This is a genomic window from Thalassolituus sp., from assembly GCF_984348125.1.
The window spans coordinates 198234-224302 of record NZ_CFHJLR010000004.1 but is presented as its reverse complement, the minus strand read 5'-3'; the positions used below and the strand labels follow the sequence as shown (position 1 = coordinate 224302).

Sequence of the window (26069 nt, the reverse complement as noted above, 5' to 3'; positions counted from 1 at the left end):
CGTATTATGACTCTGCCCAGCGCTCCGCTATAATGCCGCGTTTTGCACCCACCCCTGGTCTGTCATGAAGTTTGTTGTAAAGCTATTCCCTGAAATCACGATCAAATCCAAATCTGCCAGGAAACAGATGACCAAGATTCTTCGCCAGAATCTACAGGTTCTGTTTCGTCAGCACATGCTGTCTGCGGATGTTCAGAATAAGTGGGATAGCCTGCTGATCATCATGAACCAGGAGGACGACGTATCCAGGCGCAAAGCCATCGATATTCTGAGTCATACTCCGGGTATCGGCTTTTCACTTGAGATTGGCGAATACGAATTCACCACCCTCGACGACGCCTATCAACGAGTCAGAGATGAATACCGCGAACGAGTAGCTGGAAAAAGCTTCTGTGTACGCATTAAGCGTGCCGGGCACCACGATTTTACGTCGCATCAGGCTGAGATCTACATGGGTGGCGGCATATTAAAAGAGACAGATGCTGCCTCGGTCTCACTTAAGAATCCAGAAGTCGTGGTCAATGCTGAGATACGCAATGACCGGGTTCAGGTGGTGCGCCAGCAGATCAAAGGCCTTGGTGGGTATCCTTTGGGTAGTCAGGGAGATGTTCTTTCTCTGATCTCAGGCGGCTTCGACTCAACGGTAGCCAGCTACCTGATGACCCGACGCGGGCTAAAAACTCACTTCTGCTTCTTCAACCTGGGCGGCAGCGCTCACGAAATCGGAGTCAAACAGGTCGCTCACTATCTCTGGAGCACGTACGGCGAGTCCCACAAGGTTAAATTTGTGACAGTGCCTTTCGAAGAGGTTGTGACCGAGATTCTGACCAAAATAGAAACGAGTCAGATGGGCGTCGTACTGAAACGAATGATGTTCCGTGCAGCTTCGCGCGTTGCTGATGACCTTCGCCTCCCTGCCCTCGTCACGGGTGAAGCAGTAGCTCAGGTGGCGTCTCAGACCATCACCAATCTTGCGGTCATCGACCGGGTAACTGACCACATGGTACTGCGCCCACTGGCGGCCATGGATAAGCAGGAGATTATCAATACCGCCCGACGTATCGGTACAGAAGCTTTCGCAGCTAACATGCCGGAATACTGTGGTGTAATCTCGGTCAACCCGACGACGATGGGCGACCGCAAGCGTGTCGAAGAAACAGAACTGGATTTCGACATGGCTGTACTCGATGATGCGATCAGCCGCTCTGTCACGCAACGCATCGATGAGGTAATCACAGAGGCGGAAAGTGGCCTGGAAGATGTCCCTATCGTTGAAACCCCCAAGCTCAACGACGTCATTGTTGATATCCGCCACCCGGCCGAATCAGCAGACAACCCACTTGAGCTGACGAATAACCGCGTACTTGAAATACCTTTTTACGAATTGGAGTCAAGGCGCGCAGAGTTCGATGAAACACACCGATACCTGCTCTATTGCCAGAAGGGCACCATGAGTCGCATTCACGCCCATCACCTGAACATCGACAGCAAGATCGCGTTCGGAATTTTCAACGAGCCCGATATCCGACGCCCACTCGCTGACGCACAACAGAAGGAGTCTACCAATGCCTAAGGTCGTGAGTTTTAACATCAACGGGGTTCGCGCACGCCCACATCAGCTCGAAGCCATTCGCGATCAGTTAGCGCCCGACATCATTGGCTTACAGGAAACGAAAGTACACGACGAGCAGTTCCCAATCGATGTTGTTCAGGAAATCGGTTATCACGTTGAATTCTTTGGTCAGAAGAGTCATTACGGCGTTGCCCTTCTCAGCCTCAATGCTCCGGAGTCCGTTCAGAAAGGTTGGCCATGGGACGACGACGAAGCTCAGAAACGATTGATACATGCGGCATACCGCATCGACGGCGAGCTCTGGCATGTGATTAATGGCTACTTCCCGCAGGGCGAGAGCATCCATCACGAAACAAAGTTTCCGGCAAAACGTAAGTTCTATGCAGATCTGATGCGTTACCTGAATGAAAACTTCACGACCAGCGATAACGTCCTGATCATGGGTGACATGAATATCTCACCTGAAGACACTGATATCGGTATTGGCGAACCTAACCGTAAGCGTTGGCTAAAGTCCGGTAAGTGCAGCTTTCAGCCTGAAGAGCGGGGGTGGTACGAGACACTGCTTAGCTGGGGTGTTCGGGACGCGCATCGCAAGATCCATCCGACTGACAACAGCACCTTCAGCTGGTTTGACTATCGGTCAAAGGGATTCGATGACGAGCCAAAGCGCGGCCTGAGAATTGATCATATCCTGGTAACACCGTCTCTCTATGAGCGCTGCATAGATGCGGGTGTGTCTTACGACATACGGGGCACAGAGAAACCATCGGATCACGCCCCTATCTGGGCTATATTTGAATAGTTTTCTGCGAATAGGTACTGAGATTAAGGTAGTAACCTACCTTAATCCCGCCTTTTGCAGATCCGACAAATATGTCAGCCATTGAGAGGCAATAACCGCACTGTCGGACTTTTCGCTGGCTCGCTGAAACCACTCCCTTGCACTCGCGGTGTCGCTACCATTCAGAGAGCACTGAGCTACCGAAATCATAGTTAAGCCTTCAAGTTTGCGGGTATGTGACCTGGACAACTCCCGAACCAGATCGCAATCGCCGTCCATCATTGCCAATTGAATGGCCTCATTAACAGATGACGAATCGTTTGAAACCATGGTTTCAGCGGCTGCAGCCAGATCGCGGGCTTGTCTCTGGTACGCGCTCAACAGACGACGTTCATCGTCCAAGTCTTCTTCAGAGCTGCCCTCCACTGAACTCAATTCTGAAATTCGTTGTTCCAGATTGCGTGCAGCCCGTGCCGGCATGTCCTGCGCACCCTGCAGCTGAATCATCAGCAGCTCTTCACTACTCCCTGCAATCAGACCTCGCTGATGGGCGATCTCAAGAGTCGCCAACTGCTGAGCCTGTTTTTCCTGAAACTGCTGCGCTGCTGCCAGCTGAACCCAGTAATTCCTTTTGTCAGGCGCACGCTCAACGAGCCGCTTCATGGTAACTTCTGCTGCCGCGAAATCACGGATCTGGAATTCAGCCGCAGCTCGCATAGTCAGCCAGTTCTCGGGAATAGATGTCGCGTACGCTTCAGCCTGAACCAGCCACGGCAGAGAATCCCTCCAGCGTTCCTGTATCTGATAGGAAATAGCGACTATGACATACGCCTGAGCGGCATGATTCAAACCTTCGCCAGCTGGCGCTTCAAGCGCTGGCACCAGCACCTCACGAGCTTTCTCTGGCTGACTGTCAATCAGGTACAGCTGGGCAATTGCAGCTGCGAGTGCAGACCGCCGAGTGCCTTCCAGAACGTCTAAGGATAACGCTCGCTCATAGGCTTTGAGCGTATCTTCGGTCTGATCAAGGAGCTGATAAACCTGGCCACGAAGCTGAAGAATCAGCACTAACCCCAGCCCCGAATCCCAATCATCGACAGCATCCTGGGTTTCTGCCAACGCCTCCTGATAGGACTCTTCTGCAACCAACTCCTGGGCCTTCTCAAGCAAACGATACTGCCTTTCAGACAAAGTCGAAGCCTGAACAGTCAGCCCCGAACAGAACAGGCACACGGCAAACAGAATATAAATAAAGCGGCTCATTGCAGTGAAAACTCCAATGTCTGGGTCGCAGTTTGTGTCACCGCTTCTCCGTTAACCATTTTGGGCGAGAAACGATAACGATACATGGCTCTCATAGCTTCCCGTTCAAAAACGCCCTGAGGTTCAGCCTGAATGATTTCTACATCACTCACTGTACCGTCCGGTCTGATCGTTAGTCTCGCTGTCACGCTGCCTTCAATATTCCTCATTTTAGCTCTGGCCGGATAAACTGCAGGCGGGCGAACCAGGGGCGCGACCTCTGCGTCGGCAACCGACACGCCATCCAGCAAGCCTGATGACGACACGAGATCGCCAACACTCAGATCAGGACTGAGCGGACTCAGGCTCAATGGCGGTGCTGTCACAGGCGCAGGTGTCTGATCCTGAGTATTCGACTGCGGAGTCACCGGCGCTTCAGGCGGTGGTGGCGGCTTTTTACGCGAGCGCGTTTCGGAGGCCGAATCCTGACGTCGACTTGAGAAATCGACCAGAACAGGCTCTTCACGATTCAGCGAAAAATCATCTGGCGGTACGACCATGACGGCCATCCCCAGAAACAGGAGTACCGCGACAGATACGCCGCCGACAGCAGCGATCAGAGGTTTAATCGACATCATTCTGTTGCTGCTACCGAGATATCCGTAACGCCAGCGAGACGCACCTGATCCATCACTTTTACGAGTATGCCTGTCGGCGCGAACTCATCTGCCTGTATAACAACTGCGCCTTCAGGGCTCTCTGCTTTGAGGCGCTCTGTGTTGGCGCGCACGGCGCGGAGATCGACGGAGCGTTTATCGATCCAGATTTCACCGTTCGCACGAATCGCAATCAGGATGTTACTGCCCTGTTTGCTTTCAGCGGTACTGGCAGTCGGACGGCTCACCGTAACGCCGCTTTCTTTCACGAAAGAGGTGGTCACGATGAAAAAGATCAGCATGATAAAAACGATATCCAACATCGGAGTGATGTCGATATCACCTTCCTGCCCTTCTGAGGCAACGTGTCTGCGAGCCATCAGGCCAACTCCTCACTTAACGGCAGTCGATCTGCCAGTTCTTGCTGGCTTCGCTCAGCTAATCGCTGAAAACGACTACGAAAATACAAACCGGATAACGCAACGACCAATCCAGCCATGGTTGGCAGAGTCGCCTGAGCTATGCCCGAGGCCATCGCCCGTGCGTTACCAGTGCCCGTAGCGGAAAGAACATCAAACACCTGAATCATGCCGGTAACAGTTCCCAACAGACCAAGCAACGGGCAGATCGCGATCAGGGTGGCCAGCAATGGCATAGTACGGGTGGCTTCAAGATAAAACCGGCCAATCCAGGCCTTCCGGATATAACGCGCATTCCGACTTGTGCGGTCCGAACGTGTGCGCCAGTCCCCTGAGATTTTCTCGAAGAATCGCTTACGCTCTATGTAGAAGAACCAGAGTCGCAAGCAGATCAACGCCCAAAGGAACACCGCTGTCAGTAGCACCGCATAAAGCACGGGGCCGCCACGCTCAAAAAAATCCGTTAACCAGATCATTTGCGCGACGACTCCTGCGCCTCAGCAATAATGCCTGCTGACTGCTCATCAAGGATATGCACCAGTTCGCGGCTACGTGAGGCCACCCAGCTATGAAGAAGCAGCAACGGAACAGCAACAATCAGACCCAACACCGTCGTGATCAGTGCTTGCGAGATACCTGCAGCCATCAGTTTTGCATCGCCTGAGCCAAACGCTGTGATCGCCTGGAAAGTCGCAATCATGCCGGTAACGGTACCAAGCAGCCCCATGAGAGGCGCAATACCTGCAAGCAGCTTGATGATCGACTGACCACGCTCAATTGCGGGTAGCTCACGCAATACAGCCTCATCAAGCCTTGCTTCGAGCAGTTCGGCATCAGTGCGGTCACCGAGAGATGCAATCATTACGCGGCCCAGGGCGTTATCATCTTTCGCGGCCAGCTTGTCGCTGAGCTGACGGCGCATGCCCGCGCTGATCTGCAGGAGTGCAAACAGGCGCCATAGGGCAATCAGCAGGCCAATAACACCGAGAGCGATAATGATGTAGCCAATCGTGCCCCCCTGTTGGATTCGTTCACCGATAGAGGGAGTGGCTGCCTCGATATTCAGGAGGGCACCGCGGGAAGGGTCAATACCGACAAGCGCGACGCCACTGCCGCCCAACCAGCCACTCAGCATAGATGCCTCACCGGGCTGGCGATATGGTGGTCGCAGGGCGCTCAGTTGCTCATCTGCAATCAGGTATTGGCCGCCATTACTGGTTCCAACGACTGTAAACGCACCTATGCGCACCGATTGCTCGTCTGCTGTAGATCCATCCGCTTGAACGACGGGCGCTGAGATTTGCGCAACTTCGCTGCTCAGAGAAGCTTCCTGACGCAAGGTCTGCCAGAGTGCCTTAATTTTGCCAAGATCAGGCAAGGCTTTTGACTCTGCCAATGCATCAAGATCAGCGGGCGTGTCGGTTCCGTCGATGCGGGTAATACTGCTTGAGGTGATCGTTCTCAAGTCACCGGCAACCTGACGTACCACACCAAACATTTCACCAAGACTGCCGGTGCGAATACGCAGAGCTTCGGTTTTCTCCGTCAGAATTTCTTCATTATCAGAGAATTGCTCACGCAGCTCTTCTGCTCGCTTCTCTTCAGCAGCCAGCGAGGCACGGGCTTGCTCAAGGGCTTGTTCCTGAGCACTTAGATCCTGCTTGAAGGCTGCCAGGCGAGCTGAGTCGAAATTCCGCTCGTATTTACTGAACTGCTCTGCACTTTCGATAAGTGTATTGGCAAGCGCAATCTGGGCCATGCAAGCAAAGATGAGGGTCGTAATAAATCTCATTATTTACCCCCTTTTAAGCGGGTCGTTTCTGGACTGGGCATCGGAACGACAATCAACTGAGGAGCAACGCTTTGTTCCGCAACACGGGAAGCGCGTTCAAGAGGCTGGACCAGGTCACCTGAAAGCGACTGCCACGCGCCGTCTACCCACATCCAGGACTCGCCTGCATCAAGTGAACGACGATAGAGAGCAACGTTGCCTATTCTCAGATAGTCGAAAGCTCTGCCGTCTTCATTCTCGCGATATCGCTCTAATGTGCGGCCATAATCAACCTCAATCTGGAGCGCTTCGAGCACTCTTCTGAATTTCTCAGAAACAGTGACATCAGCCCGACCAAGAGACGCTTTCAGCTTGGCTAAACGTACCGCTCGTTCTTCTTTGAGAAATGGCAGGCCCGCATTGATATCGGCTTCGAGTTGCGAAAGCATCAGCTGCATCAGAGGCAGAATACCCTGTTCGGTATCGTTGATGTCCTCAATCTGCTGATCAAGACTTAATTTTTCTTCTTCCTGATTCGCGATGATAGCTTCCATCTGACTATTGTAGAGCGCCAGCTGTTCTGCTCGGGCGAGAAGCTGCCGGGTCTCTTCGAGCTTATCCCGGGTAGAATCATCCAGTGCGTTAATCTTTCGCTGTACCGCCGCGCTGTTTTCGTCTGTTTTCAGCACCATTTTAGACGCCGAGTCTGTATCGGCGCCTACCGCCAGCGGGAACATCAATATGCTCGCCGCCAGTGGTAATGTAAATCGGTTCACTCAGTACTCTCCTATTGTCAGTCCGAGTTTGCTTGCTATGTCTGCAGTTCCTCGCGGTGCAACGACAGCTTTATAACCATCCTGACCGACCAGATACTTTTCTGTCACTTGCAGAATATCTGTCCAGGTAACCTTCAAAAGGCGATCCCGGAACAGCTGCCTGACAGCTTGTGTACGTCCAGACTTGTCCATATGAAAAGCTTGCTTGGCTTCGCCCGCTGGCGAACCCGGTCGATCAAGGCTACCAATGATCCCCAGCACTGACTGCTCAATAAGATCGTCGCCATTGGTACGCCCTGATACCCAGGTCAGTGATTTCGCGAAGTCATCAAAACTGCCTTCGGTGCGAGGATCGCGATAGGTGAAGAATTTGAAACACCCTAATGAAGAATCCTGCGAGGCGCCTGCACCATAAGCTCCACCCTTCTCCCGGATCGCGGTATGAAGGTAACCGTTGCGAAGCACCCCTCCGAGAACCGCAAGAGCAGCCGCATCCGGGTGATCGAGCGTCACAGTAGGGATGGCCCAGGCACAGAAGTTAACCTGCGAGTCGACCATCCAATAACTGGCCGCTGTAGACAGATCCCAATCAATGCAATCTTTTCGATAATGATTCGCATTATCCCAATCTTTGCACGCCGCTGCAATATGTTGTGCAGCATTCTGCTCGTCATGAACCAGAAGAAGTGAGTCCGGGCCTTTGCTGATCAGAGAGTTGATATCTTTAAGAGCCTCGGAAACGAAGCCTGCACCATCCTCAGATAAACGTTCCGTCCTGTCTTTCAGACGCTTAGCCTGCGGAAGCCCTCCGAGCATATTCATCAGGTCAGCCGTGCGATTAATCGGAGCGGCTGCAGCAGACATCGCAAGAGCATGACCACTGCCCGTTATGCCTTGCTCTTTACGAGCACGGGCCTGATTTAACAGATCTTTCAGGCGACCCTCTTCGCTGAAGTCTGCACTTTTCCAGGTTTCACGAAGCATGTCGGAGAACGGCTCCGCTCGGTTCCCCAACGCCTTACCCGTCATCACCAGGTAACCCGAGAGACGATTGCAGTCTTTGACATCGCCTTTCACCGAGGCGTATGACGTCAGAGACCCCAGCACCTCTGTCTGGCGTTGCTGCTGAGTCAGATACGAATTCCCGCCAGCACCGACTTCTGTCCATGCCTGAGTATAGAAAGGCAGCCAGGTCATTTGCTCACGGGTCATTGGAGGCAGGTTGAGCATTGCTTGTTGATAGATAATTCCATTTGTGCCGGTGACATATTCTGTGGTGTCGATGCGGTCAGACCGCTCAGCGGTAGGCGCAACATATGTCAGTTCAGGGCGAATATCCTCAAGGCCGACTTTGGGCAGAATATCGGGATCATCTTCTTGCGCCTGCCGGGCTTCCAGTGCCTCTGCCTTATCCTTCAATGCCTGGATATCGGCGTCTGACATGTTCGCACGTTCATTCTCCAGGCGAGCTTTTTCTTTGTCCGCCTTTTCGGCATTCAAGGTACTGGAAGGCTTAAGGGTATAGCGGACACGGTGGGTATTGGTAAGAAGCAGCTGCCTGACGGCGTCTGATATAAAGCCTGGCGACGATGCCTTAGCACGTAAGCGTTCGAGTGCCGGATCAAGGTTCAGCAATGCAACAGGGTCACCATAGTGCGTTGCAGCAGGCAGTGCAGTCAGGATCAGCTGCAACCCATAAGGGTAATGGTCCCCTCCTATCTCGCGTTGATGAAGCTCGAGCTGATGCAGAGCTGCTTCAACCATTTCGACAGGAACGCCCTCTTCGGCAACTTTCTCGAGGGTATTGAGGATCAGGGCTTCAACCGCCTCAGCGTGCTCCGGCTCACTACCCTCAAGTCCACACATGAACGACATTTCGCGGTTAGAATCTTCCAGACCGCAGAGAGGTGAAGGTGTCGTACCAAGATCACTTTCCTCAAGAGCCCGACGCAACGGAGAGGCACTGTTATCAAGCAGCACCTGACTCAGCAGATTAGCCTCAAGTTGGGCATCGAGATCAATAGAATCACCCAACAGCCAACCAATAACGTGGTGGGTTTTGGCACTCAAGTCATCCGAATCAACGCCGTAGAGCGCTTCTTTATGTTGAGGCTCTGAAAAACGCCGTTCAGGCTCTACCCGCAATTGCCTGTCCTGTTTATCAAAGCGACTCAATGCCTGCTGATCCATCCGGGACTGAATGTCTGCCACATCCATATCCCCGAATGTCATGATAATGGCGTTCGTTGGGTGGTAATGACTGCGATAGAAATCAAGCAATTCCTGATACGACAGGTCGAGAATATTCTCGGGCTCACCGCCGCTGTTGTAATGATAGGTCGTTGTCGGGAATAGCTCGCCACTGATCCCCTGCCAAAGCTGGGATACGGGCGATGACATGGCGCCTTTCATTTCATTGAAAACAACACCTTTGTATTCAAGTGCTGAGTTCGGGTCATCTTTATCGGCAAGTTCAATGCGATGACCTTCCTGCGCAAAATCCAATTCATCAAGATTGGCGAAGAAGACAGCGTCGAGATAAACATCCAACAGATTCAGGAAGTCTTTATCATTCTGCGAAGCAAAGGGATACGCAGTCCAGTCACTACTGGTCATCGCATTCATAAAAGTATTCAGCGACCGACGGGTCATCATAAAGAACGGATCACGGACCGGGAATTTCTCGCTGCCACAAAGCGCGGTATGTTCAAGAATATGCGCCACACCGGTTGAGTCGTGCGGCATGGTCCTGACGGCGAGCAGGAAGGCTTTTTCCTCATGCTCGCTACGGATATGGTAATGCGGGGCGCCCGTCTTTATGTGTTCATAGTGCTCAATAACGATATTTAGAGAGTCGACTGGCGTAGATGATACTTTTTTAAACGAAGAGTGCTGCATAGTTTCTGACATGTCGATAGCATGATCCCTGTAAACAGCCATCATCTTAACAGCAGATAAGGACCCACTAAAATGGATCAGTTGAATTCAGCACTGGAACAGGAGTTTCCGGTCAATGAACAATGCATGTACCTGAATCATGCTGCTGTCGCTCCGTGGCCAATATCAGCCAGTAAAGCCGTTGCCCGGTTTGCTGAAGAAAACGTAGCCAAGGGAGCCGCCGACTATCCACACTGGCTGGAGATAGAGAAACAACTTCGTTTGAACCTGGCCAGGCTTATTAATGCGCCTGTCGACTCTGTCGCCCTGGTGAAGAATACTTCCGAGGCCCTTTCATTTGTCGCTTACGGCATCGACTGGCGTCCAGGTGATACGGTTGTTATTTCCGATGAAGAGTTTCCATCGAACTCCATTGTCTGGGAGTCCCTCAAGAATCAGGGGGTGATTGTCCGCAAGGTTTCCCTCGCAGGTGAGAACCCCGAAGCAGAACTGTTTCAGGCCATATCCGAAACACCACGTCTGGTGTCGATCTCAGCCGTACAGTACGCCACAGGAACCCGGGTAAATCTCGCGAAAATGGACCAGCGGGGGCATTTGAACGAAAACCTACGGTTTTGAGTCCCGCGACCACATCGTAACCGCAGGTTTCCGTCCAATAGCCCTTATCCACGTAATTTAGAGGTCAATAACCGATTGATCTTATTAGAATTATTTAAAGTTACGCGCAATTACGCATGATATGCGTAATCAGGAATACCGCCGACTTCTAGGAGGCCTGTGGAAGAACCGACAAATTTGGCTCTTACGAGATCACAGCGAGTCCTGTAGTTGCTTGAATTGCCCCTGGATCAGCGCCTTTGAGCAATTCATCTACCAATTCAGCGCGCGACACAGAGACCAAGTCTGGCGACAACTCGAATGAGCGCAAACAATTAGAGCTTTCTCAGACTCAAATTCAGCGGCATGTCGAATCTCATCTCGCCGTTACGGTTACGACACAGCACAGTTCACCACCCAATTACCAGTATAGTTCTCTCGATGGCGAACTTTATGTCGTCTCAGATGATGTCGTGTTTGATACTTCATCTGAACCCAATGATCCCCAAGCAACGCTGGAAAAAGCCCAACTAATACGAATGGCGTCCATGGCACCCACTGATCCCACACCACAGGATCGTAAAGCCTCTCAACAAGCAATTATGATGGCTGCACAAGAAAAAAGTGAGATTAATACCGCTTCGATTGAAACATTGGGTAACCATGTCGATGTACTTGTGTGATGACCTGAATTTACAAATGAAATCCAACGGCGTGGGTTTCAGATAACGCCCGCATCTCGACACGCCTCCTCTCCAAATTCGAATTCAATGGTCGTATGCGCGAGATCGAACTCTCTGAGACGATCAGCAATTGTCCTTTTCAAATGAAGTTGCTGCTCCAAGGTTAATGCGCATCGCAATACCAAATGTGCAGTAAGCACATGATGCTCACCATCGAGTGACCACAGGTGTAGGTGGTGAACACTACGGACGTCATCAAGCGTGGACAGACATTGGTGAAGTGACTCTGACAGTGCTTTGTCGGGTGCTGCCTGAAGAAACAATCGAGTGGTACTCCAAAGGTTTTTTTCTACACCGAACAAGATATAGAGGGTAAAAACGATAGACAGTGCTGGATCTAAAATAGGCCAATCTACAAAAAGCAGCACAATGGATACAATCAGGACAGCCACCCAACCCAGTACATCTTCCAATAAATGCCAGTTCAAGACTTTTTCGTTAAGTGTTTTCCCATGACTAAGCTTGTACGCAGCGAATCCATTGACCATGACACCAAAAATGGCCAATCCCAACATCCCTTCGACGACAGGCATTTCAGGTTGCAACAGTTTTGGGATAGCCTCTGACAAGACCCAAGCTGACCCTGCAATGAGTACCAAGCCATTGATCAAGGCACCTAATAACGACAGGCGGCGATATCCGTAAGTAAAATCAGTATTAGAGTCTTTCTCACTGACCTTGCTGAGTAACCAAGCGAGGCCGATGGAAATACAGTCGCCCAGGTCGTGAACGGCATCCGCCATAATGGCGGTGCTGTTGGTCAATAGGCCGCCGACAATTTCAATAAGCGTAAAACCCAGGTTGAGAAAAAACGCCCAGCCAATACGTTGTGAACTGCTGGTGTGACCGTGATTATGCATAGCCCCTCCGCTAGGCGTTTCCGGTGTTGTGGCGCTGGTGAGGACGCAGCCAGCGCGCACAACACCGGGAGTGTTAACGACCGTCTATAGGTAGCGCCTGCTCAATGGGGCTGACATACACCCATCCGGAAATGTTAGCACCAATTTTTCCAGTTTTACGGATGATAGTTGTCACCGCATCAACCTGTTCGTCTTCGCAGGCTAGTGATAATTGAACTTCTGAAATCACCACGCCAGCTTCGGACGAATAGGCCAGCTCCTGTTCCCCTAACGGCTTCAAGGTGCCTTTGATATCAAGCATTGCCATGTTCTTGTAGCCTGCATCGTGTAGTGCATCGATTACGTCGGCAGTTCGTACATGATGAATGAAGGCCGTGATTAGTTTCATGTGAATATTCCTATAAAGTGTTGCTGTTACGTTAGACGACACGCGGCATGAATCACATGCCGCGAGCTTTAGTCAGTTATTGTGCAATGGATTCGCCATTTCCATTCAATGCTTTCGGTTTTCGCCATGCAAGACGATACAAACCAGGCAACACCAACAATGTGAGTAAAGTAGAAGAAAGGATTCCGCCAATAACTACTGTGGCTAAGGGCCTTTGTACTTCGGCCCCAGTACTGGTGTTGAGAGCCATGGGCAAAAAGCCGAGCGCGGCCACCAAAGCGACCATCAATATCGGCCGCAGCCTCAGCATAGCTCCACTCTGAATCGCAGACTCGATGACTTCGCCACGATTAAGCGCGTCCCGAAATGCGGATACCATCATAACCCCCGTCAGCACCGATACCCCGCACAGGGTGATAAAACCGACACCGGCAGTAATTGACAGCGGTATGTCACGCAGCCACAAGGCGATGACGCCGCCGGTCAGCGCCAGCGGCACGCCACTGAATACCAGTGCGGCATCTTTAGCTGAGCCAAAAGTCATCATCAACAGGGCAAAGATCATCACCAGTGTCACAGGCACCAGCAAACTTAACCGTTGTGACGCCGATTGCAGTTGTTCAAAGGTACCGCCGTATGCTAGCCAATAGCCAGGCGGTAACTTGACCTGCTGTGCTACTTTGCCCTGTACTTCAGCCACAAACCCTCCCAAATCACGACCGCGAACATTGGCGCTGACCACCAATCGGCGTTTACCGTTTTCTCGGGAAATTTGATTGGGACCGGGTGCCAGCGTCAGTCTGGCGACCTCACGCAACGGCACATAGCCACCGCCCGGTAAGGGTACGGGCAAACGCTCCAGGGCGCTCACGTCGGCCCTTAATCGTTCTGCCAAGCGCACGACGATCGAGAAACGTTGGTCACCTTCAAAGATCAGCCCAGCCTCTTCACCGCCTGTGGCGGCAGCGACGACGTCCTGCACATCGGCAACGTTCAAGCCATAGCGATACAGGGCGGAGCGATCCGCTTCGACTGACAAAATGGGTAAGCCCGACACCTGTTCCACCTTTACGCCTTCAGCGCCCTCTATACCGTTCAGTACAGCGGCGATTTCGCTTCCCGACTTCAACAGTTGCTGCAAATCATCGCCGAATACCTTGATCCCTAAATCCGATCTGACACCTGAAATCAATTCATTAAATCGAAGCTGGATCGGTTGGCTGATCTCATAGGCATTGCCGGGCAACAACGAAAGTTTTTCACCCATTTCTTCCAGCAGGTGGGCTTTGGTTTTATCGGGATCAGGCCATTCACTTTTGTCTTTCAGCATGACATAGCCATCAGAGATATTGGGCCCCATGGGATCGCTGGCGACTTCAGCGGTTCCGACACGCGAGAAGTAGGTTTTGACTTCAGGCATTTCCAGCACGGCTTTTTCCAGGCGAAATTGCATATCCAGGGATTGGCTGAGGCTGGTGCCGGGTATTCGCAACGCCTGGACGGCGATATCACCCTCATCCAGGTTCGGGATAAATTCAGTCCCCATTTTAGTTGCGAGTGTTCCTACGATAATCACGAATATCAGGGTCATTGACAGCACCCAAACGCGAAACTTCAGGACCCACGCCAATACTGGTGCGTAAAGCCACTTGGAAGAACGAACTATAAAATTTTCCTTCTCCTCAATGTGTCCGCGCATGACAAGTGCCACAGCCGCAGGAACGAAGGTCAGCGACAACACCAATGCGGACAACAGTGCCATGATTACCGCCATCGCCATGGGGGTAAACATTTTTCCTTCCACGCCGGTCAGCGCCAGAATGGGCAGATTCACCAGAATTACCACGAGCACGCTGATTAAACTCGGGGTGAAGACCTCACGAGTGGCAGCAAACACCGTTTGAAAGCGCTCGTCCAATTTCAAGGTGCGCCCAAGATGGTGTGGCGCCCCGCCAGCCGCAAAATGCAGTTTTCGACAATGGCGCGGGAAGTGTGGAAAGGCACCTGGGCGGGAACCAATGGTTTCTGTCGCCCGGTTTGATGTGGACACATCAGAATTTTGCGTTCAAGGCAGGCTTACAACTGCCCGTCATCGATGATTTGTCCGCCGATCAGGAGCAAGACGACTACCGTGCCAAAATTGAGCTGGAATGGCACCTGTAAAGAGACAACCGTTTTAGGAGTTTAACCATGAGACAGTGTTTACTTATTGCAGCATTAATGATGCTTTCATTTATGGCGCAGGCGGCTGACAGGCGCTATGAGCTGCATGTTGATGGCATGGCCTGTCCTTATTGTGCCTACGGGATCGAAAAGAAAATCAAAGCGCTTGATGGCGTAGATAAATCCAGTGTGATTATCAAATTGAATGATGGATTGGTGATCTTTGAGGCGGACACGCTGGAACCCATGAATCAAGCATCGCTTAAAACCTTGATCAATGACGCCGGGTTTACCTTGCGCCAATTCCAGGTGCAACCCGTAAAGCCTCAAAAAGAATGATCGCAATGATTAGATTTCGATGAACACTGAACAGGCGAAAACCGATACCTCTCTTTTCAGCGGCCTGGGGCTCGCGCTTATCGGTACCACCTGTTGCGCGCTACCAATTGTATTGGTCGCGCCTGGGCTCGGAAGCGCTGTGGCTTCGATGGTGGCCGTGATGCCTTGGTTAACGACATTGTCGCAGTACAAAGTCGTCACATTTTCCTTAACCGCTGCCGCATTAGTTTATAGCTACTGGCGATTGCATCGGATCAAAGTCTGCGCTCTAGCGGACAAAAACCGCTTGCGATGGCAAAAGGCAGTATTGTGGGCGAGTACAGTGATACTTCTGCTTTCCCTTTTTGCGGCTTACGCCTTGCTGCCGCTCACTTTGTGGTTGCAAAGCCTGTCATGAGCGCAGAAACTGAAAGCCAGTCAGTCTTAGTGGAAGTATTGACGGCTTCCGGATGCGGTCGTTGTCAGAAAATAAAAGCGCTGGCAAAAGCGGTGATCGCTGAATTGAACGACGACCGGGTGCGCTATCAAGAGATCAAGTCAGGAGATTCTGAAGCGATTGGAGGAGCCTTCAGCACCTCAAGGTAAAGCGCACTGATGGATACCACAGCCTGGATGCAAATGGGCGGAGTTGCCGGTCTGGGTGCGGCTTTATTGGCTGGTTTTCTGTTCAGCTTTATGCCGGTGGCTTTCGCCTCCATTCCTGTTGTACTGGCCTACGTCACTCGCGCACGCGCTTTTCGTGAGGCGGTCAGTTATGGCCTGGCCTTTGCCGCCGGGCTCATACTCACCCATGTGGTGTTAGGTATCGGTGCAGCGCTGGGTTTGCTCTGGACGGGCTGGTTGAAAATTCCGTTACCCTGGTTGCCATTGCGGGGAAAACGCGCGGCGACGCTCTGGGGAGCCTTCTTATTGGGTATGCCGTTTACGGTCGGGATCTGTCCGGTCTGTTCGCCGGGGTTATGGATCGGACTCGGTGTTAGTGCCTCGATCGGATCGGGTTTTTATGGTGGTTTGTTGATGTTGGCGTTCGCTCTCGGTCGGGTGATCCCGCTTGCCGTGGGTGCTATCAGCATCGGCTGGTTGGAAAACCTGAAAACCATCGAGTGTTGGCGTCGTGGTTTTGAGATTGCAGGAGGCATCACGCTAATGGCCATTGGGGCTTACCTGCTCAATGAAAGTTATTTACTATGAAAAAGTGGCTCATGGCTGTTTCTGGTTTTAAATCATGATGCGAATTGGTGAAGTGGTCGCAACATTGGAAATCAGTGCTGATACCCTGCGTTATTACGAAAAAATCAAACTGGTGCCCGAAGTACATCGCAATGATGCTGGAGTCCGACTGTATTTCGATAAAGATCTCTCACGACTGCGCTTTATCAAGCGGGCGCAAAAGATGGGATTTAGCCTGAATGAAATCAAACAGCTACTTCAGTTTCGGGAAAACCCGCAAAAAGCCAAGCCCAAAGTCCGGGAACTGGCGCATCACAAGCTGGAAGACATTCAACATCATCTGGAGGAATTGACCACTTTGCGGGACGAACTGCGACTGCTCACCAATCTGTTTGGTTCCAGTGACAAGGGTTGTCCAATCCTGGAGTCTTTCGACGGCGAAACGAGTGAGCAATGAAAGAAAAACTCAAGCACTTTACCGCGAACAATCCGGCCTGAACCGTACAATGTCAATATGAGTTCTCTAAGAACAGCAACGCCCCTCTTGTTGAACAGGCGGGCATGGTACCGAACCGTAAGAACAATACACACAACAATCACCGGGTTTGGGTTTAAGTACAGCGTGACAACCTTCGCACTCATAGAACCACTGGCAGGCATCCGTCGGCATGGTTTCGAGCTTCTTATGGCCACATTTCGGACAGGTCAATTCTGAATCTAAAATCACATTTGAGGTCATGACGTACTTCCCTGTACGCCACCCTTCGGGCAGCTGAGCTGTGCAAAACGCCTTTCCTGTCGTTTTGTCATGGCGTTTCTGTTTCCACAAGGGTTGAGGGATAACCGGCATTGGTGGTCGCTTCAATGAGTTTCCCTGCGCTGGTCTGAGTATCCTCAAAAGTGACCACCGCCTGCTTGTGTTCAAAACTGACCTCGGCCTTGGTGACGCCTTTTACTTTGCTAAGGGCCTTCTTGACCGTGATCGGACACATGGCGCAGTTCATGGTTGGCAGGTTCAGAGTGACAATCTGAGGTTTAGCCCAGGCAGACAGGCTGGTGATGGTGAATACAAGGGCTATTGTGATTTTGTGCATGATTCACTCCAGTCTTGGGCAACGCATTTTTAAACCATCAGGGGAATCCAGTAGCTGCTGGTGACAAGAACCAACGCGATGATGGCCATGATCCAGAAAATAACCCGTCGGCGTTTTCGCGTTTGCGGTACGGCGCAGGCGGTGCCCGGCTCGCAGCCCTCAACTGGCCGGTGGATCTGCCAGCCCGCCCAACCCAATAGCATCATCACGATGGCGATAAAGACGGGACGATAGGGCTCCAGCAGAGTCAGGTTCCCGATCCAGGCCCCGCTGATCCCCAGTGTGAGTAAAACGAACGGGCCGATGCAGCAAAGGCTGGCGCCAACAGCAGCCAGCACCCCGCCGATCAGGGGTAGATTATTTTTGGCGAACTCGTCGTTTGCGGGCATGGCGGACTCCATGGAATGCATTCAATGAAGCCAGTGTAAACGCCGTACTTCGGTACGGAGTCAAGTCCGACTCAGGAGAGGTCTTTGTCAGGTTGTAACGACTCCACAATCGGACAGGCTGTGTTGTCGGGATTGGAGCGGCACTGGGTGACTAAACCCTCTAAAACACGCTCCAGGCGGCACAAATCGTTGATTTTTGACCGCACGCTGACCAGTTTACTTTCCGCCAACTCCTGGACTTCCGAGCAATGGGATTCGCCCAGTACCAAGAGGTTTTCGATCTCCTCCAGAGTAAAGCCCAGTTCCTGGGCACGTTTGATGAATAAAATCCGTGCCAAGGTGGCCTTGGTATAAGTGCGGTATCCTTGAGCCGGTTTTGGAGGCTGAGTGATGAGGCCACGGCGTTCGTAGTAGCGGATGGTTTCGACGCTGACTTGTGCAGCTTGCGCTAATTTTCCGATGGAAAATAGACTCATGGCAAAGCCCCTTCTTCGCAGTCCCAATTAATAGCCGCTTGTGGAAAGCAGATCGAAAAGGAGGTCATACCGTAATCTGAAGACACGCCGATACTGCCGTAGTGTGCTTCCACGATGGACTTAACAATCGCCAAGCCCAATCCAGCCCCTTCACTCTGGCGCTGACGTGAAGGATCAACCCGGTAGAAACGGTCGAAAATTCTGGGCAAATGTTCTGCGGGAATTTCCGGCCCCGTATTCTGTACGCTGAGTAAAACCTGCCCTTCGTCCGACACATCCAGACGAACCTTCACGCTTTCTCCCTCGGGTGAGTGGCGTATCGCATTGGATAACAGATTGGACATGGCGCGCCGCAGCATGGCACGATCACCCTTAATTTTCGGCGCCTGTCCTTCCAGCATTAACTGTATGTGCTTTTCCTCTGCCAGCGCCTCAAAAAAATCAAATAGCTTACGGACTTCCTGAGCCATACCCAGTGACTCCCATACCGGCTTAAGCAGTCCATGCTCGCTTTGAGCCAGCCAGAGCATGTCGTTGACCATTTTTGCCAAGCGTTCCAATTCTTCCAGGTTTGAATAGTGCAGTTCGCGGTATTCAACCAGGCCTCGTGACTTTCCCAGAACGACCTGAGTCTGGGTGATGATATTGGTAAGAGGCGTGCGCAATTCGTGGGCGATGTCGGCGGAGAAATGGGACAAGCGGGCAAAACTGTCTTCCAATCGGCCAAGCATAAAATTGAATGAAGAAACGAGATTTTGAAGTTCCCCAGGCACCGCCTCGGAATCAAGTCGAACATGCAGGCGATCAGCCTGTATTTCACGCATGGCTTCGCTCAACCCGCGCAGTGGCGCATGCCCCTGATGCACACCATACCAGGCCGCCAATAGCGTCACCATGCCTGCGAGTAACATGATAAGCCATAAGCTACGACGAAAATTCTCCAGAAATTGGATATGAGCATCCATGTCAATGGCGGTAACGATGTAGTATTCTTGGCCACCCACCTGGGTTTGCGTGATGGTTCCCCGGTAGGTTTTCCCATCTCCCTGCCAGTGATATACGTTGCCAACCTGAATACTGGACACCGGGGCAAAGGTATTAATAGGTTTTGCAAAATCGTTCGCTGAGGGGCCGTAAATCAGGCGCTTTTCCTTATCCCAGACCTGAAAATAGACACCGTGATGACCCGATATCGCGTGCGACAACGCCTCACCCAAGTGTGAAGAGCCGTCACCCGTTTTGCGTAAGGCTCGATCCACAGCCCTTGTCATGACCTCCAACTCGTCAGCGTCCTGTTCGGCGAAATGGCGCTTGACCGCGTTGTCCACCAGATAACCAATCACCAGAAGACTTAGCCCAATGGCAAGGGCAACAAAGGCCATCACCCGGGCGGTTAGCGATAGTGGATGCTTGCCAAGACGACTACTCCACATCATGCTCGTCATCCACTTCCAGCTTGTAGCCCATCCCCCTTACCGTGTGAATCAATTTAGGCTCAAAATCGTCATCTATCTTGGAGCGCAGGCGACGGATGGCCACATCGATCACATTAGTATCGGAATCAAAGTTCATGTCCCACACTTGCGAGGCAATCAGCGAACGCGGTAGCACTTCACCCTGTCGACGGACAAGCAGCTCCAGCAGACAAAACTCTTTGTGGCTTAGGTTAATTTTACGACCCGTACGCATAGCCCGATGTCGCGGCAAATCCAGAATGAGATCGGCGACGCGCATCTGATCCGTGATTACCGGTACCGTACTGCGACGCAACAGGGTTCGAACTCGGGCCAATAACTCGGCGAAGGCGAAGGGTTTGACCAGGTAATCGTCCGCTCCCAGCTCAAGCCCCTTGACCCGATCATCGACGCTGTCGCGAGCCGTCAGGAAGAGTACCGGCGTTTGACGCCCCGCCTCACGGAGTGACTGCACAATGCGCCAGCCATCCACATCCGGCAGCATGACATCCAGCACCAGCAGGTCAAACGTTTCCGTCATTGCCAGGTGATGCCCGTCCAGACCGTTGCGTGCCAGCGTGACCATAAAGCCCGCTTCGGTCAGGCCCTGCTGTAAATAATCACCCGTCTTGATTTCGTCTTCGACCACCAATAGCCGCATGGTTACCCTGCTCCGTATTTGCAGAATGACTTTGGAAACAGCCTAAACTAGGCTTACCCACAGAAAGATGACACACAGATTACAACTTTGTCATTCTGGAGTCATGCGGGTGTCAGGCATGCCTGGCTAGTATGCGGGACCAAGATATGGAACAATCAATATTTCCCTAACAAGAGATTGACCAATGACCTCATGGTTTCCCCAACCCAAGCCGTCCTGGCAGCTGAGTCGCCGCCGATTTGTGCAGGGCCTGGCCGCTGGTGGTGTACTGGCCGCCACACCGTCCTGGTTGCAGGCTGCCGTAAGCAGCACGACTTCACTTGGCTCAGCACCCGTGCTCAGCGGGCGTGAAATTGATCTGGTCATCGCAGAGACGCCGGTCAATTTTACCGGTGTCACCCGGATGGCCACGACCATCAATGGATCAATCCCGGCCCCAACCCTGCGCTTGCGCGAAGGTGATGAGGTCACAATCCGCGTGACTAATCGCCTGGCAGTTTCAACGTCCATTCACTGGCACGGCATCCTGCTGCCTTATCAGATGGACGGTGTGCCAGGTATCAGCTTCAAAGGCATCGCCCCAGGCGAAACCTTTACCTACCGTTTTAAGCTGCGCCAGAGCGGCACCTACTGGTACCACAGCCATTCCGGTTTTCAGGAAATGACGGGGATGTACGGCGCTTTGATCATCGAGCCCCGCGCAGGTGAAAGACATCACACCGATCAGGATCACGTGGTGCAGCTCTCTGACTGGACAGACGAGAACCCTATGCATGCTTTTAGCAAACTAAAAGTACAAAGCGATATATACAACTTCAGCCAGCCTACGTTTTTTGATTTTACCCGTGATGTTTCGAACATGGGTCTGCAAGCCGCACTGGAAAAGCGTCAGATGTGGAATCAGATGCGTATGAATCCAACGGATTTAGCCGATCTGTCGGCGGCTACGTTCACGTATTTAATGAATGGCACTGCTCCTGCTAGCAATTGGACGGGACTGTTTAACAAAGGAGACCGAGTAAGACTGCGTTTTATCAATGCTGCCAGTAACAGCTTCTTTGACGTGCGCATTCCCGGCTTAAAAATGACCGTCATCCAATCGGACGGCCAAGATGTTGAGCCAGTAAGCATCGATGAATTCCGTTTTGGTCCAGGTGAAACTTACGATGTGCTAGTAGAACCTAAAGACGATGCTTATACCATCTTTGCACAAAGTATGGAGCGTAGCGGTTATGCTTTAGGCACACTGGCCACTCGCCAAGGCTTGTCGGCTTCCATACCAACACTTGATCCGGTGGAATGGCTGACCATGGCCGATATGATGGGCGCCATGAGTCACCAAGGAATGAACCAAAAAGGTATGGATCACAGTGCGATGAGCATGGGTAATATGGATATGGGGGGCATGGATCACTCCAACATGCACGGTGGCATGGCAATGGATCACAGCCAGCACAGCGGCCAAAGTATGCCGGGTATGAACCAGGCCACACGCAGTCCTCTCGCCAAGCCCTCGTCTACCGTGCGCCACGCACGCACGGAGTATGGCCCATCTGTCGATCAGCGCGTCAATACACCCCGTACTACTTTGGATGATCCTGGCATAGGCCTTCGAGATCTAAGCGAAAAAGGACTACGACCACAGGGCCATCGCGTACTAACTCTGGCAGATTTAAAATCCATTGACGGCATTTTGGATGACCAGCGCGAACCCGTGAGGGAACTCGAACTCCACCTAACCGGTAATATGGAACGTTACAGCTGGTCGTTTGACGGGCTCGAATTTGGCAAAAGTACGCCGGTATCATTGCGCCATAATGAACGGGTCAGAATCATCCTGCAAAACGACACAATGATGACCCATCCCATGCATTTGCACGGCATGTGGAGCGAACTGGAAACTGATCAGGGGGAACTGCGGGTGCGTCGTCATACTATACCGGTACAGCCCGCCCAACGAATCAGTTACTTAACTACACCGCATGACCTGGGCCGCTGGGCCTGGCATTGCCACCTGCTGTTTCATATGGATGCGGGCATGTTCCGTGAGGTGGTAGTGTCATGAGAATGGGAATGAAAATGAAGACTATGAACTGGTTGGCAGTGTTGGTGCTATTTGCCACCAGTTTGCACGCGAATTTTGTCCTTGCACAGATGGATCAAGGCGAGAAGAAAGCGCAAGGTGGTAGCGCACCCGCTGACGCACGCGACCCTCACGCCTACTCGGATGGTTTTAGTTTGACCGCTAGCCCCTACGTTCAATCAGGGTCGCCACAACTGAAGCTGGCCGATGAACATAGCTTTTGGGCGGTACTAGGTGACCGTTTCGAATACCAGGAAGACAGTAAAACCGGTAGTGAAACCATAGTTTACGACCTCCAGGCATGGTACGGCACCACCTTCGATCGACTCGTCATCAAGGCGGAAGGTGATATTGCAGATGGCACCCTGGAAGAAAGCTCCACCGATCTGCTCTGGGGTCATGCGCTGAACGCCTATTTTGATACCCAACTTGGCCTGCGATTTGACCAATATAACGAAGGCAAAGATCGCCAATGGTTGGCGCTGGGTCTACAAGGGCTTGCCCCCTATTGGTTTGAACTGGATGTTACCGCCTATGTGGGCGACAACGGTCGGACCGCACTAGCCGCTGAAGCTGAATATGAATTATTGCTGACACAACGCCTGATTTTACAACCCCGCGCTGAGCTGAATCTGTACGGCAAGGACGACCCGGAAAATGGTTTAGGCTCCGGCCTGTCGGATCTCGCGTTAGGTGTGCGTCTGCGTTATGAGTTCAGCCGTCAATTTGCCCCCTACATTGGAGTGGAATGGACGAGCACTTATGGCGATACAGCGGATTACCGGCGCGCCGCAGGCGATGATCGCTCTGACACCCAGATCGTCGCGGGCCTCAGGTTCTGGTTTTAATAATTAACATTGTCTGGTCAACATGACTTTTACTCCTCCGAGGAAACACTCAATGAAACGTAAACTTCTATCCCCCGTTCTCGTTCTCGCTGCCCTTGGCGTGACTTTTTCAGCTCAAGCCCATGATCCCAAAGAGCACATGAAAGACGCAGAAAACCCGAATTGCGCCGCTATGAAAGATATGGATCACAGCAAGATGGATATGAGCGATCCTGTCATGCAAGCCATGATGAAACAGTGCATGAAGGATATGCATCATGACGATGATTCCCGCGCTATGAACCACGATGACGCATCTGATGATGGCCACAAGGAAGGCTCAGGCGAGCAACACTCTGAACATCAGCACTAACGGATTAAATAAAGGATCTCCTATGCCATCGCTCACCGCATTTATCAAAAGCCTGCTCATTGCCTCGGTTATTGGCTTGGTGGGCGCTGGCTTATTTATCTACTCCGGCCTATATCCCATCGGTGCCGACGTACCCCATAACAAACTCAGTTACTGGCTGCTGGAAACCTTGCGTGAGCGTTCTGTTGCCCGTGCTGCCAGCGACATTCAAATTCCTGATAATTTGAATACCTCCGATCGCTTGTTAGCAGGTGGCGCTGACTACAACGACATGTGCACAAGCTGCCATCTCAAACCGGGTAAAACAGACAGTGACTTCACCATTGGTCTGTACCCTGCCCCACCTAACTTGACAGCTAAGGCAGATGCCCACGGGCATGAGCATAGCAGCGACACAGGTAGTGAAGAAGCAGCTATCCAACGCCAATTCTGGATTATCAAGCACGGCATTAAGGCATCGGGCATGCCCGCTTGGGGACCAACTCACAGTGACGAGCGTATCTGGAATATGGTGGCATTTCTGCAGAGATTGCCCTCACTAACAGAGGATCAATACCAGATTCTGACGGCCCGAGGCAACGCGGCCGAATCACATGATCATTAACGCCGCATAAATCTTACAAGTGCTTGACACACGGAAAATGACCTTTGGTCAAAATCGAATCAAATCTGCGAATTCAACCTACGGGGATAGCAAATACCACAATCAAGGCTAATATAACGGCCATTACAGCAAATGACGTTATCAGAGCTGTGCGCCGCATTCCGGTTACCCGGGCAGTCCTAAAAGTAGCTGCAATCGCAACCAAGCACTGCAACAGGTAGTACTCCGCAAAAACACGCGATGCCAATGTCACAATATCAAACACATTACCGATCCAGACTAACAAGATCGCAACCGCCACAAGACCGATATAGCCCAGTCGCGATGAAAGTCGGCTACCGCTCAGCTCAGTGAACAATCCACCGGCCCCCACTGTGTCGGCAACGGCAGCACTGAATCGACTCATCACCGCCGCCAGTATCAATAGCGCGGGCAATATTTCGGCAACACGACCCGCCAGGGTAATAATCGCCGTTTCATCGGCAATACCATGAAACTCCATCAACAGAGGCAGCCCCGTAATCACAAACAGCAGATAAATAACGCCGGCGATGAGTTGCGCCAGCCGCATTGATCGCACTCGCATGGCGGGATCATAGGCATTTCCCAGGTAACGCGATGTTTCGAATCCCTGTACAATCAGCAGTAATCCCGCCAACAGTCTGAGACGTTCCATCACTGTAAGATTTTCGTTCGGATCGATAAGCGTTTGATCACTGGCGAGCCAATGCCAATCGAACCCGAACAGACCGATCAGCAATGCAGCGATGATGGCCAGCTTGATCGCCACCGCGGCTTCTTCCATTTTTCCAACCCACGATGGCAATAAACAACAACACGACCGTGGTCAGAACATTTTCGATCACCGCATCACGATGACCGCCAAAACGCAACACAAAAGACGCCAGCAAGCGAACATAGAAAGTAACTGAAACAATATAAGCAAATCCCAGGGCGAGATCTGACAGGTGTTGTAACGGTTTAACGACGTGGGAATGCCCGACATCGGCAAGCAGTGGCTCGGCATGAGTAATGTTGAAACGGATCACAGCGCCGATAGCAAACGCCACCAGGAGAATCCCCAGCATCGCAACCGGAGGCTACGCCGCCACAACATGACTTAGTAACGGCCCGGAAATCAAAAAAACACTGACGATTATTGACGCCAGTGGTGTTACCGTAGCCCGCCAAAGAGTGGCATTGCGTACCCTCAGCAGAAATAAAACTACCACCACGGCCAGCGCCACACCGGGTAAAACAAAATCAAACATTAATTTCCCTTATGGTCGGCTGGCTTGATTCTTTATCGCATCCGCAATGTCGCCATCATTATTGCAATCAGTACCGAAATATTCGGCTACTTTTTCCCTGAGTTTTTCACTTTAGAATTCAGAAACCATATTCTCAATAAAGTGAAAATCCACGCGATATAGGCCTATTGCAGACTCACCCTTAAAAGCCTATGTACCAAGGGCCAGCTGGTTTCATCTCCAACCATTTGACAGCATCACACCCATAGTACGACAGACAAATAGAACGGATTTAATTCCCGTGTCTTTTTTCTGCCTCTTCCTCAATGGCAGCCACCGTCCCCGACAGGATGCGCTAGGTTGTCGAGTTCACACTCTTCACTGTAATGGATAAAGCCTCGCTTGATCCGATCCGCCACGCGGGACTTAAGCTTTCCCACCGATTGCTCAATGACTGCTTCAATATCTTCCAAGGATAC

Annotated in this window: 29 protein-coding genes and 1 pseudogene; 13 read left to right on the top strand and 17 right to left on the bottom strand. The window is 51.9% G+C overall.

Annotated elements, in window-relative coordinates; translation table 11 throughout:
• Positions 1 to 64: 64 nt before the first annotated feature.
• Together thiI and xthA are read left to right on the top strand one after the other, a co-directional pair.
• Positions 65 to 1573: a tRNA uracil 4-sulfurtransferase ThiI gene (gene thiI / locus AC5E51_RS04875; protein WP_491778205.1), complete on the top strand. Its 1509-nt coding sequence runs from the start codon at positions 65 to 67 to the stop codon at positions 1571 to 1573.
• Complete coding sequence (xthA, locus tag AC5E51_RS04870; RefSeq protein WP_068435036.1) at positions 1566 to 2378, top strand: exodeoxyribonuclease III; 813 nt, start codon at positions 1566 to 1568, stop codon at positions 2376 to 2378. The genes thiI and xthA overlap by 8 nt, the downstream gene beginning before the upstream one ends.
• Positions 2379 to 2414: 36 nt before the next feature.
• Here the strand turns inward: xthA and AC5E51_RS04865 are convergent, their stop codons facing one another.
• From AC5E51_RS04865 to AC5E51_RS04835, 7 genes are read right to left on the bottom strand one after another with little or no spacing between them, the layout of a single operon-like run.
• Positions 2415 to 3620, bottom strand: coding sequence for a hypothetical protein (locus tag AC5E51_RS04865; RefSeq protein ID WP_491778204.1), 1206 nt, complete (start codon positions 3618 to 3620; stop codon positions 2415 to 2417).
• Complete coding sequence (locus tag AC5E51_RS04860) at positions 3617 to 4237, bottom strand: energy transducer TonB (RefSeq protein WP_491778203.1); 621 nt, start codon at positions 4235 to 4237, stop codon at positions 3617 to 3619. The genes AC5E51_RS04865 and AC5E51_RS04860 overlap by 4 nt, the downstream gene beginning before the upstream one ends.
• On the bottom strand, positions 4234 to 4635 hold the full coding sequence (locus tag AC5E51_RS04855) for an ExbD/TolR family protein (protein WP_068435030.1): 402 nt from the start codon (positions 4633 to 4635) through the stop codon (positions 4234 to 4236). Before AC5E51_RS04855 ends, AC5E51_RS04860 begins: the two co-directional genes overlap by 4 nt.
• Entirely contained in the window at positions 4635 to 5150 is a 516-nt protein-coding gene (locus AC5E51_RS04850) for a MotA/TolQ/ExbB proton channel family protein (RefSeq protein WP_068435028.1), read from the bottom strand. The genes AC5E51_RS04855 and AC5E51_RS04850 overlap by 1 nt, the downstream gene beginning before the upstream one ends.
• Complete coding sequence (locus AC5E51_RS04845) at positions 5147 to 6466, bottom strand: MotA/TolQ/ExbB proton channel family protein (protein WP_491778202.1); 1320 nt, start codon at positions 6464 to 6466, stop codon at positions 5147 to 5149. The genes AC5E51_RS04850 and AC5E51_RS04845 overlap by 4 nt, the downstream gene beginning before the upstream one ends.
• Positions 6466 to 7221: a DUF3450 domain-containing protein gene (locus AC5E51_RS04840; protein WP_491778201.1), complete on the bottom strand. Its 756-nt coding sequence runs from the start codon at positions 7219 to 7221 to the stop codon at positions 6466 to 6468. Before AC5E51_RS04840 ends, AC5E51_RS04845 begins: the two co-directional genes overlap by 1 nt.
• Positions 7222 to 10131, bottom strand: a complete 2910-nt coding sequence (locus AC5E51_RS04835; protein WP_491778200.1) for an insulinase family protein — start codon at positions 10129 to 10131, stop codon at positions 7222 to 7224.
• 60 nt (positions 10132 to 10191) lie between these two features.
• Between AC5E51_RS04835 and AC5E51_RS04830 the strand changes: the two genes are divergently transcribed.
• Positions 10192 to 10737: an aminotransferase class V-fold PLP-dependent enzyme gene (locus AC5E51_RS04830; protein ID WP_068435022.1), complete on the top strand. Its 546-nt coding sequence runs from the start codon at positions 10192 to 10194 to the stop codon at positions 10735 to 10737.
• A 239-nt stretch (positions 10738 to 10976) separates the two neighbouring features.
• The gene (locus AC5E51_RS04825; RefSeq protein WP_068435020.1) at positions 10977 to 11399 is read left to right on the top strand and encodes a putative metalloprotease CJM1_0395 family protein; all 423 of its coding nucleotides are present in this window, start codon (positions 10977 to 10979) and stop codon (positions 11397 to 11399) included.
• 38 nt (positions 11400 to 11437) lie between these two features.
• On the opposite strand, the gene AC5E51_RS04820 is transcribed toward AC5E51_RS04825, so the two are convergent.
• From AC5E51_RS04820 to AC5E51_RS04810, 3 genes are all read right to left on the bottom strand, one after another.
• The gene (locus tag AC5E51_RS04820; RefSeq protein WP_068435019.1) at positions 11438 to 12319 is read right to left on the bottom strand and encodes a cation diffusion facilitator family transporter; all 882 of its coding nucleotides are present in this window, start codon (positions 12317 to 12319) and stop codon (positions 11438 to 11440) included.
• A gap of 73 nt (positions 12320 to 12392) precedes the next feature.
• Positions 12393 to 12707 carry a P-II family nitrogen regulator gene (locus tag AC5E51_RS04815; RefSeq protein ID WP_068435018.1) on the bottom strand — a complete coding sequence of 105 codons (315 nt, stop codon included), beginning with the start codon at positions 12705 to 12707 and terminating at the stop codon, positions 12393 to 12395.
• 76 nt (positions 12708 to 12783) lie between these two features.
• A complete protein-coding gene (locus AC5E51_RS04810; RefSeq protein WP_297533577.1) occupies positions 12784 to 14631 on the bottom strand; it encodes an efflux RND transporter permease subunit in 1848 nt (615 codons plus the stop codon).
• A 17-nt stretch (positions 14632 to 14648) separates the two neighbouring features.
• On the opposite strand from AC5E51_RS04810, the gene AC5E51_RS04805 reads away from it, so the two are divergent.
• The 5 genes from AC5E51_RS04805 to AC5E51_RS04785 all read left to right on the top strand — a co-directional run bounded on the left by AC5E51_RS04805 (position 14649) and on the right by AC5E51_RS04785 (position 16836).
• Entirely contained in the window at positions 14649 to 14870 is a 222-nt protein-coding gene (locus tag AC5E51_RS04805) for a hypothetical protein (RefSeq protein WP_297533578.1), read from the top strand.
• A 27-nt stretch (positions 14871 to 14897) separates the two neighbouring features.
• Positions 14898 to 15209 carry a heavy-metal-associated domain-containing protein gene (locus AC5E51_RS04800; protein WP_068435017.1) on the top strand — a complete coding sequence of 104 codons (312 nt, stop codon included), beginning with the start codon at positions 14898 to 14900 and terminating at the stop codon, positions 15207 to 15209.
• 291 nt (positions 15210 to 15500) lie between these two features.
• Positions 15501 to 15794 carry a hypothetical protein gene (locus AC5E51_RS04795; protein ID WP_068435015.1) on the top strand — a complete coding sequence of 98 codons (294 nt, stop codon included), beginning with the start codon at positions 15501 to 15503 and terminating at the stop codon, positions 15792 to 15794.
• A gap of 9 nt (positions 15795 to 15803) precedes the next feature.
• Entirely contained in the window at positions 15804 to 16400 is a 597-nt protein-coding gene (locus tag AC5E51_RS04790; RefSeq protein WP_286838969.1) for a cytochrome c biogenesis CcdA family protein, read from the top strand.
• Positions 16401 to 16434: 34 nt separating this feature from the next.
• The gene (locus AC5E51_RS04785) at positions 16435 to 16836 is read left to right on the top strand and encodes a heavy metal-responsive transcriptional regulator (protein ID WP_491778199.1); all 402 of its coding nucleotides are present in this window, start codon (positions 16435 to 16437) and stop codon (positions 16834 to 16836) included.
• Between the two features lie 66 nt (positions 16837 to 16902).
• On the opposite strand, the gene AC5E51_RS04780 is transcribed toward AC5E51_RS04785, so the two are convergent.
• The 6 genes from AC5E51_RS04780 to AC5E51_RS04755 all read right to left on the bottom strand — a co-directional run bounded on the left by AC5E51_RS04780 (position 16903) and on the right by AC5E51_RS04755 (position 20453).
• Complete coding sequence (locus tag AC5E51_RS04780; protein ID WP_286838972.1) at positions 16903 to 17118, bottom strand: GDCCVxC domain-containing (seleno)protein; 216 nt, start codon at positions 17116 to 17118, stop codon at positions 16903 to 16905.
• A 67-nt stretch (positions 17119 to 17185) separates the two neighbouring features.
• Entirely contained in the window at positions 17186 to 17473 is a 288-nt protein-coding gene (gene merP, locus AC5E51_RS04775; RefSeq protein ID WP_068435009.1) for a mercury resistance system periplasmic binding protein MerP, read from the bottom strand.
• Positions 17474 to 17502: 29 nt separating this feature from the next.
• Positions 17503 to 17862, bottom strand: a complete 360-nt coding sequence (locus AC5E51_RS04770; RefSeq protein WP_068435077.1) for a mercuric transporter MerT family protein — start codon at positions 17860 to 17862, stop codon at positions 17503 to 17505.
• A gap of 71 nt (positions 17863 to 17933) precedes the next feature.
• Positions 17934 to 18338: a mercury resistance transcriptional regulator MerR gene (gene merR, locus AC5E51_RS04765; RefSeq protein ID WP_068435007.1), complete on the bottom strand. Its 405-nt coding sequence runs from the start codon at positions 18336 to 18338 to the stop codon at positions 17934 to 17936.
• Entirely contained in the window at positions 18335 to 19774 is a 1440-nt protein-coding gene (locus AC5E51_RS04760) for a heavy metal sensor histidine kinase (protein WP_491778198.1), read from the bottom strand. The genes merR and AC5E51_RS04760 overlap by 4 nt, the downstream gene beginning before the upstream one ends.
• A complete protein-coding gene (locus tag AC5E51_RS04755) occupies positions 19761 to 20453 on the bottom strand; it encodes a heavy metal response regulator transcription factor (protein ID WP_068435003.1) in 693 nt (230 codons plus the stop codon). Before AC5E51_RS04755 ends, AC5E51_RS04760 begins: the two co-directional genes overlap by 14 nt.
• A gap of 184 nt (positions 20454 to 20637) precedes the next feature.
• Between AC5E51_RS04755 and AC5E51_RS04750 the strand changes: the two genes are divergently transcribed.
• Genes AC5E51_RS04750 through AC5E51_RS04735 form a run of 4 tightly spaced genes read left to right on the top strand, consistent with a single transcriptional unit; the run spans position 20638 to position 24340 of the window.
• Positions 20638 to 22518 (top strand): copper resistance system multicopper oxidase, encoded by a 1881-nt coding sequence (locus AC5E51_RS04750; RefSeq protein WP_491778197.1) that lies wholly within the window; start codon positions 20638 to 20640, stop codon positions 22516 to 22518.
• Between the two features lie 8 nt (positions 22519 to 22526).
• On the top strand, positions 22527 to 23384 hold the full coding sequence (locus tag AC5E51_RS04745) for a copper resistance protein B (protein ID WP_491778196.1): 858 nt from the start codon (positions 22527 to 22529) through the stop codon (positions 23382 to 23384).
• A 52-nt stretch (positions 23385 to 23436) separates the two neighbouring features.
• On the top strand, positions 23437 to 23736 hold the full coding sequence (locus tag AC5E51_RS04740) for a hypothetical protein (RefSeq protein WP_068434999.1): 300 nt from the start codon (positions 23437 to 23439) through the stop codon (positions 23734 to 23736).
• A gap of 22 nt (positions 23737 to 23758) precedes the next feature.
• Entirely contained in the window at positions 23759 to 24340 is a 582-nt protein-coding gene (locus AC5E51_RS04735) for a c-type cytochrome (RefSeq protein WP_491778195.1), read from the top strand.
• A gap of 73 nt (positions 24341 to 24413) precedes the next feature.
• On the opposite strand, the pseudogene AC5E51_RS04730 reads toward AC5E51_RS04735, so the two are convergent.
• Positions 24414 to 25611 (bottom strand): annotated as a pseudogene (locus AC5E51_RS04730) (hypothetical protein).
• Between the last annotated feature and the right edge of the window lie 458 nt (positions 25612 to 26069).